At 40.8% G+C, this 8,777-nt stretch carries 7 protein-coding genes, 1 rRNA gene and 2 pseudogenes; 1 reads left to right on the top strand and 9 read right to left on the bottom strand.

The window, feature by feature from the left end; genetic code table 11:
* From AC075J_RS05010 to hflK, 8 genes and pseudogenes are all read right to left on the bottom strand, one after another.
* Nucleotides 1–298 (bottom strand): MATE family efflux transporter (locus AC075J_RS05010; protein WP_476390096.1); only part of this gene is annotated, 298 nt, incomplete at its 3' end.
* A 114-nt stretch (nt 299–412) separates the two neighbouring features.
* Nucleotides 413–850 carry a MarR family winged helix-turn-helix transcriptional regulator gene (locus AC075J_RS05005; protein ID WP_022379828.1) on the bottom strand — a complete coding sequence of 146 codons (438 nt, stop codon included), beginning with the start codon at nt 848–850 and terminating at the stop codon, nt 413–415.
* A gap of 232 nt (nt 851–1,082) precedes the next feature.
* A pseudogene (locus AC075J_RS05000) lies at nt 1,083–2,237 on the bottom strand (FprA family A-type flavoprotein); the annotation flags it as partial.
* Between the two features lie 211 nt (nt 2,238–2,448).
* A pseudogene (locus AC075J_RS04995) lies at nt 2,449–3,450 on the bottom strand (ABC transporter ATP-binding protein); the annotation flags it as partial.
* Entirely contained in the window at nt 3,420–3,878 is a 459-nt protein-coding gene (locus AC075J_RS04990) for a HEPN domain-containing protein (RefSeq protein ID WP_022379831.1), read from the bottom strand. The gene AC075J_RS04990 and the pseudogene AC075J_RS04995, both read right to left, overlap by 31 nt.
* Nucleotides 3,869–4,222, bottom strand: a complete 354-nt coding sequence (locus AC075J_RS04985; RefSeq protein ID WP_008705807.1) for a nucleotidyltransferase domain-containing protein — start codon at nt 4,220–4,222, stop codon at nt 3,869–3,871. The genes AC075J_RS04990 and AC075J_RS04985 overlap by 10 nt, the downstream gene beginning before the upstream one ends.
* Nucleotides 4,223–4,379: 157 nt before the next feature.
* Nucleotides 4,380–5,246, bottom strand: a complete 867-nt coding sequence (gene hflC / locus AC075J_RS04980) for a protease modulator HflC (protein WP_118569770.1) — start codon at nt 5,244–5,246, stop codon at nt 4,380–4,382.
* An 87-nt stretch (nt 5,247–5,333) separates the two neighbouring features.
* On the bottom strand, nt 5,334–6,356 hold the full coding sequence (gene hflK / locus AC075J_RS04975; RefSeq protein ID WP_476390095.1) for an FtsH protease activity modulator HflK: 1,023 nt from the start codon (nt 6,354–6,356) through the stop codon (nt 5,334–5,336).
* A 368-nt stretch (nt 6,357–6,724) separates the two neighbouring features.
* Here hflK and pepT point away from each other — a divergent pair, with 368 nt between their 5' ends.
* On the top strand, nt 6,725–7,942 hold the full coding sequence (gene pepT, locus AC075J_RS04970) for a peptidase T (protein ID WP_476390094.1): 1,218 nt from the start codon (nt 6,725–6,727) through the stop codon (nt 7,940–7,942).
* A gap of 214 nt (nt 7,943–8,156) precedes the next feature.
* Here the strand turns inward: pepT and AC075J_RS04965 are convergent.
* Nucleotides 8,157–8,777: ribosomal RNA gene (locus tag AC075J_RS04965) — 23S ribosomal RNA — on the bottom strand; the annotation flags it as partial.

Below are 8,777 nucleotides of genomic sequence, written 5' to 3'. Positions count from 1 at the left end.
CCATAATAAGGAGCGAAAAAATTTTCTGTGCTTTCTCTTTCTTTCCTTCACCCATGATTTTAGCAATCAACGCACTTCCACCAGTTCCAAACATAAATCCCATAACTCCGGTGATCATCAGAAATGGCATGATAAAATTTACCGCTGCAAATGATGTCTTTCCAACGAAATTTGATACAAAAAATCCATCAACTACACCATAGATGGATGTAAAGATCATCATAAGAATTGACGGTATTGTAAAACGGATCAGTCGTCTGTAACCGAAATGATCCGAAAGCTGTATTGTCTGTTCCATTTTCCTATTTTCCTTTCTGTTGTTAAGTCCCATAATCTTATAGATGATTTTATAACAATTTTCTTTAAATCTTTCCTCTGCTTATTTGACAGATTCCAGTAGTTCTTCCACTTTCTATAAAGATTCGATTTCATTCTTTAAATCTGCATGATATCTTTCAGTCAGCTTAAGATACAGGTTAATTTCTTCCTCCGTCCAATTGCTTAGCGCTTTACATTCAGCCTCAAATAGTCGTGCAGCTGTCTTGGAAGTATATGTTTTTCCTTTTTCAGTAAGATATACCATCTTCGATTTTCCATTACATTTTTCCAGATATACCGTTTCTTCATTTTCCAGTTTTCGAATTGCTGAATTGACTGTTTGTTTGCTGATTCCCGATAATTTGTAAATATCATAGAGCAGACATTTCCCGTCATTCGTGTGAAGCATATAAAGAACAAACAGAACGCAGTCCGATACTCCCAGCTTTAATGCCGCCTGATGATACAAGGAATCAATTTCTTCGTTCAGGCAGTTTATTTGATTAACTTTATCTTGAATTATCTCTGACATTTTTATTTTCCTTTCATAGTATGATTTCATACCAAAGTATAATAGTATGAAATCATACTATTGTCAATAGAGTGGCAGGCAAATATTCTGGTAAAAAATTTCAGGGAGTGTACAACTTACTTAAAGTTGTATACTCCCTGTTTTTTAATATTAGTATAGTTGCAGATTCTCTGCATTTAATAATTTTCTATATATACTTCAGAATTTGATACCTTATCGTAGCCAAAATTTATTTGCAAAGCTCCTCAGCCATAGCCTCAATCTCTGCCTCATTTGCTTCGCTGAGTGAGGACATGATCTTTACATTGTTCTCGAGCCATGTAATGTTTTTGCTCTTTTCGAACATTCCCTGCATTACTCTTGCTGCTGCCGGAGCCCAGCTTCCGTTTTCAATGAGACCGATGGTACGGTTCTGGTAGCTGCGTTCTGTCAGGTTTTCGATGTAAGTACGCATGAATGGGAAAATATCTCCGTTGTATGTAATTGTGGCAAGTACCAGTTTGCCGTAACGGAAAGCATCTTCCACTGCTTTTGCCATGTCATCTCTTGCAAGGTCAAATACAGTTACTTTCGGGCAACCTTTTTCTTCCAGTTTCTGTGCCAGAAGTTCTACTGCTTTCTTTGTGTTTCCGTAAACAGATGTATAGGCGATCACAACACCTTCGCTCTCTACTTTGTAGGAGGACCAGATATCATATTTCTCAAGGTAATGTCCCAAGTTCTCTGTGAGGATTGGACCATGAAGAGGACAGATTGTCTGGATATCCAGAGTTGCGGCAGCTTTCAGAAGCTTCTGAACCTGTGCACCGTATTTTCCAACGATTCCGATATAGTAACGGCGAGCTTCGCAGTCCCAGTCTTCTTCTACGTCAAGTGCTCCGAATTTACCGAAACCGTCTGCTGAGAACAGAACCTTATCAGTACTGTCATATGTAACCATAACCTCCGGCCAGTGAACCATTGGTGCAAATACGAAAGTCAGCACATGTTTTCCAAGTGTCAGGCTGTCACCATTTGCAACTACCAGCTTCTTTCCGTCCAGATTCAGGTTTCTGAAGAAATTTCCCATCATAGTGAAGGTCTTGGTATTTGCAACTACAGTTGTGTCAGGATATGCTTTCATGAAGTTCTCGATATTTGCGGCATGATCCGGCTCCATATGCTGTACTACCAGATAATCCGGTTTCGCACCGTCCAAGACTTTGGCTACATTTTCAAGCCATTCGTCTTTGAAATTAGCATCTACGGTATCCATAACTGCAATCTTCTCATCCATGATCACATATGAGTTATAGGACATACCGTTTGGCACTACATACTGACCTTCAAACAGATCTACCTGATGATCATTTACACCTACATAATAAATATCATTTCCGATTTTCATGATAACATGTTCCTCCTTAGCAATATCCAAGCCGGTAAAATCCGGTTAAAAATTCCATTTTTTCTTTTCTGAACCTATTATATCCACATTCATATCGTTCGTCAAGTCTCATACCTGCTTATAAAGTCAATTTCTCATCTATTTTATATAAAAATCTGGAAATACTTGAATATGTCGAATTGTACGAATAACACTGAAAAAGACGGCAGAATCATGAGATCCTGCCATCTTTCATTTCGAATACGGTATCAACGATATTCATAGTAGATTTTCTGTGTGATACAAGTACTACTGTCTTTTTCTCTGCGGCTTCCCTCAGGGATTTCAGGATGATTCCTTCATTCAGGGAATCCAGATTTGAGGTTGGCTCATCCATAAGGATCAGCGGACTGTCGTGCAAGAATGCTCTCGCAATTCCGATTCTCTGTTTTTCCCCGCCGGATAAGGTATCACCCAATTCGCCAACTTCTGTGTCGTAGCCTTTCGGAAGTTTCATGATGAAGTCATGGATGGAAGCTTTCTTTGCTGCTTCGATGATTGCCTCTCTGGAAGCTCCCGGGCTGCCAACTGCAATGTTATTGGCAATGGAATCGTGGAACAGATGAGTTTCCTGTGTCACGTAGCTTTCCATGTCTCGCAAATGTCTGGTTGGGATTTTTCTCACATCTTCGCCGTCTACAAATACACTTCCCTCGTTTACATCCCAGAAACGCATGAGCAGTTTCAGAAGTGTAGACTTGCCGGAACCGCTGGCCCCGTGGATACCGGTGATCTTGCCTGGTTCCAGTTTCAGGGAATAATCATCCAAGATTGTTTCATTTTCGTAAGCAAAGGTAACATGCTGTGCTTCTGCACCTGAGAATGCATTTACGCTGTTCTTTGCTCTGCCTGTTAAAATACCTCTCAAAATATATTTTTCTTTTTCCGGACTATTCTTTTGATTTCTTATATCCACATTCCCGGAGATTTCTTCCACCATCGGTGTTTCTTCCAATAAAGACAGAACTCTCTCTCCGCTTGCCAGTGTCTGATTCAGATTGTTGGACAGACTGGACAGTGCCACCACCGGTCCGAAAGAACCCATCATTGCAATGGTACAGGTCAGGATTCCCTCGAATCCGATCTCTCCTTTTCCGTAAAGCCATACAGTCAGTGCCAGCATTCCAAAGGATGCCAGCAGAATCACCAGATTTGTAAATGATCTCTGAGTGCCTCACCCTTTTTTAACTTTTGTTCTAACTCTAAAACTTCTGTTCTGCACAATTCTATTGCATCATTACAGGTTTCCACATCATCACCATCTATCTCTATGCTATCGTCACCAGGATATCTGGTTGAAAAATAGAAACCATCTATCATTCTCATATGTGTCTGCGTATTTTTTGAAAACTCTGCTCCCATATTTGCTTTTAGAAATTTCATCAGTCTGTTCAGACTATGTGTACGCAAAATATTTTCAAAATCTTTCTGTTGCATAGCATCATCCGGTTTATAGTATTCTGAGATCAGATGCTTCATATATTTTTCGCATATTCCCTGCGCCATGGCACCCATCATATTTGCAACTATCCCCGCATCATAAGAGGCTTTAAAATATTGAAAATCATTTTCTGCAAAATCAAAATAACTGTTCAAGGCCATATCTGAATTCCTTCCTTTCGCACATTTGTATAATACAGCATTTTGTTCCTTTTCCAGTCATCGCCAACTACAATTTTCAGATCCGTTTCTGCATCATCCAATTCCTCAGAGGATACTTCTGATTTTAGAAGATAAAGATATTTTTTAAGTTCCGGCCGGGAGCGGAATGACTCTGACAGTTCCAGAAACAGATCAACATCACTGCTATATTTCTCTTCTCCCCGTGCACAACTGCCATACAGATATATTGTCTTAATATAAGGCCTTATGCATGATGACTGAATAGTTCGTAAAGCATACTCCGCTGCATCTCTCTGCCGTTTTGATCTGATACATGTCAGCATTTTCTATCCCTCCGTTTTCTCTGTATATTATTTCCAGATTGTACTTACATTTTTTGCTTCAGGATTTCTTTGTAAAAAAATTATAACATTCCTTATCTTCTATGTCTATCTTCCATTTATTTGGTGAAAAATTAGAGTGTATTATTGTTACTTTCTTTTATTTTCCTTCAAAGATCTGAGCGATCGGTGAATCTGCAGACAGTATCACTGTTTTGTCCTCACCTTTCATAGATGTCTTCAGCGCATCCAGGCTTCTCACAAATGAATAAAACTCACTTCTGTCCTCTTCTCCATAAGCCTGCGCAAGAATTTTCATATATTCCTGCTCCCCTTCCGCCCCCAGGATCTCTGCCTGTTTTTTTGCATCAGAAATCTGAATTGCTACTTCTTTGTCGGTTTTATTTCGAATCACCTTTGCTTCAGAGTTTCCCTCTGCCTTGTAAGTCGCTGCAATATTATCTCGTTCAGAAATCATTCGTTCATATACAGCTTCCTTATTATCATCCGGCAAATCCAGCTGCTTGGTTTCAAATTTGAGGAGTTCGATTCCATACTGATCCATGTTTGTTCCTATTGCCTCCATGACCATATCAGACAGTTCTCCGTCACGACTTGTGATCACCTGATCCTGTGACATACTGCTGATTGCATTTTTAGTGGCATTATACACAGCAGTATTAATTCGGCTTTCACCACTTTCCACAGAAGAGTTTAATGTCTGTGCAAATTTAAGCGGGTCGCTGATTTTCCAGAGAACATAGCTGTCGCTGATCATCGTTTTCTTATCTTTTGTAATTACATCAGATGCTGCCAGATCATACAGCAGTGTTTCCTTTGGCAATGACTGTGTACTCTCTATAAACGGAATCTTAAAACTGATTCCCGATGAGCTGATCACCCTGTCAACCTTGCCAAACTGACGGATCAGCTTGTATTCATTTTGCTGAGTTACTGTTACCGACGCTCCGACAGCTATAACCACTGCAGACACACCAATTAATATTCCAATTTTCTTACCTTTCATAAATTAGTCCTCTCCAAAATTATATCTCTATCCTTCGTATTTCATTTACCAAAACACTTTTTATATGAAATATTTTCTGTCATTTCTTTATTCGTTCTCAGAATCATTTAAATCTTGTGTGTCCTGAGCAGGATCCGTGTTCAGTGTCTCTGCCGGATTCTCTGAACTGTTCCCTGTAAAAGAATCTAGCGGCAGAACCTTCTGCACTCCATCTCCATTATCAATCACAATCTTCATTCCCGGCAGCACATCTTCCATTGCCTCATAGAACATACGCTTCTTTGTGATCTCCGGATTCTTAACATACTCCTCATACATGGCATTAAAACGTGCAACCTCAGCTTCCGCTTCATTAATCCTTACCTGCTTCTGCGCCTCAGCATCCTGAATGATCTGGTCTGCTTCTGCCTCAGCCTCCGGAAGCTTTTCGTTTCTGTATTTATTGGCATTATTCAAAGCAGTTTCTTTTCCCTGCTTGGCAGTTTCTACTGCTTTAAATGCTTTCATAACTTCCTGTGTGGGTGGTTCTGAATCCTGGATTGTGATATTCACAAGCTGAATCCCCAGATCCTGTTCCTCCATCTGCTTCAGGATCATTTCTTTAATCTTACTCTGGATCTCACCTTTTCCGGTGGTAAGCACTTCATCCACATCATAACTTGCGATTACTGTACGGATACAGCTTTGAGAAATATTTTTTAGAATATCTTCCGGTTCCTCTGAATTATAAAGATATTTTACCGGTTCTAAAATTCTGTACTCAACAAAGAAATCTACATCAATAAAGTTATAATCCGAGGTAATCATAATGCCCTCATTCTCAACCACCGAATTATCTCCCATACTATATCCAATAGGAAATCCCTGGATCGTTGTATTTACTTTCTGTACTTTCTGTATAAAAGGAATCTTAAAATGCAGTCCTGTTTCTGCCACTGCCTTCGGCACTCCGAAAGTTGTCAATACTGCCTGTTCCTGCTCCTGGATCTGATAGGTAGCATCTCCTGCAAGCCCTGCAATAATCACCAACCCTGCTGCTCCTATTACAATACGTTTCACATGTTTTCCCGGCTTCTGTAATTTTTTAAAAGGATTTACTTTTTCGTTCACTTTTCTCCTCCGTTTCACCATTTGGCAAGATTAAATTTTTTGCTTCTAAAAATTTCTGAAGAAAAGAAAAAGACTTTCATTTCAGACATAAGATGAGCTCTTCTCTTAATATCTAAAACAAAAGTCTTGCCGATTATATCATAATGCGGGCATTCTTAATCTGCCGTTCTGACGCATTTATGTACCATTTATAGGAAAAACAAGTCCAGTTCTTCATAACGATGGCCGCTACTCCCTTTTCTTTGAGTAGCATCATATCATAACTATTTACAAAATGCAAGAAATATTTTTACGTAATCTCAGTCGCATGTTATACTTAACATACAATGCTGAGTTATGGCTCAGCCCAATACCAGGAGGATTAATTCATGAAAGCATACGAACGCTTATTATCTTATGTAAAAGTATTCACTCCAAGCAGTGAAGAAACCAGTACTTCCCCATCCACACAGTATCAGTTTGACCTTGCCAGACTGCTGGTTCAGGAATTAAAAGAACTGGGTGTGAAAGATGCCGATGTAGATGAACATTGCTATGTCTATGGACATATTCCAGCAACCAGAGGATATGAATCCCGCCAAAAACTGGGCTTTATCGCTCATATGGATACAGTCTCTGATTTCTGCGATCATCCGGTTACTCCGGTTATCACTCCGAATTATGACGGCAAAGACCTTGCACTTGGAACCAGCGGCAGAGTTCTCTCCCCGAAAATGTTCCCTCATCTCTCCACATTAAAAGGCAGAACTCTCATTACTTCCGATGGAACCACCATCCTCGGTGCAGATGACAAAGCCGGAATTGCCGAGATTATGACAATAATTGAACACCTCAATGACAATACTATTCCGCATGGTCCTCTCTGCATTGCATTTACCCCTGACGAAGAAATAGGAATGGGACCAGCCCATTTTAATGTAAAAAAATTCGGAGCGGATTTTGCTTATACACTTGATGGTGATACAGAAGGTGAAATCCAGTATGAAAACTTTAATGCTGCCAGAGCAGTAGTAGAATTTACCGGTGTAAACGTACACCCGGGTTCTTCTAAAAATACAATGGTCAACGCAGCACTTGTTGCCATGGAGTTCAATTCCATGCTCCCTTCCGCTGACACACCAAGAGATACGGAAGACTATGAAGGATTTTTCCATCTCTATTCCATAAAGGGAGATGTCTCACACGCTGCTCTCGAATATATCATTCGTGACCACAATGCAACTATTTTTGATGTCCGTAAGAAAACTATGGAACACATCACTAAAATTTTAAATGAAAAATGGGGAAAAGGAACTGTCTCACTTACCATCACAGAACAGTACCGAAATATGAAAGAAATTATCGACACCTGCATGGAACTAATCGAGCATGCAACTGCAGCATGCAAAGAATGCAATATCTCGCCACTAATCACCCCGATCCGCGGAGGCACAGACGGCGCCCAGTTAAGCTTTATGGGACTCCCATGCCCGAATCTCGGAACAGGAGGGCATGCTTATCATGGACCTTATGAACACATTACTGTTGAAGGAATGGATATTGCTGTAGAGGTAGGATTAAAGATTATCGAATTATGTTATAAATAATTTCGATTACAATATCCCCTTGTTGTTATTTTACCGCTAAATTAATCTTAAATAATTTTGCGATTAACGTAACAACAAGGGGATTTATAAACTCGGAATATTTTTTATATTTTTACATACAAAAAAACCAGCTAGCTAGTTAGCTGGTTTCTACTGTATCTTCAAAACTACATACATGTTGACATTTCCTTGAGATTCATTCTTCCTGCGATTCTTGGTCAAGCCCTCACCCGATTAGTAACAGTCAGCTCCATGCATTGCTGCACTTCCACCTCTGCCCTATCTACCTCGTCGTCTTCAAGGGGGTTTACTTCTTTCGAATGGGATATCTCATCTTAAGGGGGGCTTCACGCTTAGATGCCTTCAGCGTTTATCCCTTCCGGGCTTGGCTACTCGGCCGTAGACTTGGCAGTCTAACCGATGCACCAGCGGCCCGTCCATCCCGGTCCTCTCGTACTAAGGACAGCTCCTCTCAGATATCCTACGCCCACGCCGGATAGGGACCGAACTGTCTCACGACGTTCTGAACCCAGCTCGCGTACCGCTTTAATGGGCGAACAGCCCAACCCTTGGGACCTACTACAGCCCCAGGATGCGATGAGCCGACATCGAGGTGCCAAACCACTCCGTCGATGTGAACTCTTGGGAGTGATAAGCCTGTTATCCCCAGGGTAGCTTTTATCCGTTGAGCGATGGCATTCCCACTTAATACCACCGGATCACTAAGCCCTACTTTCGTACCTGCTCCACCCGTCGGTGTCGCAGTCAAGCTCCCTTCTGCCTTTGCACTCTTCGAATGGTTTCCGTCCATTCTGAGGGAACCTTTGGGCGCCTC

The sequence above is a fragment of the Blautia sp. ZXY-1-C6 genome (assembly GCF_056339875.1).
This window is presented reverse-complemented; position numbering and strand designations above follow the sequence as displayed.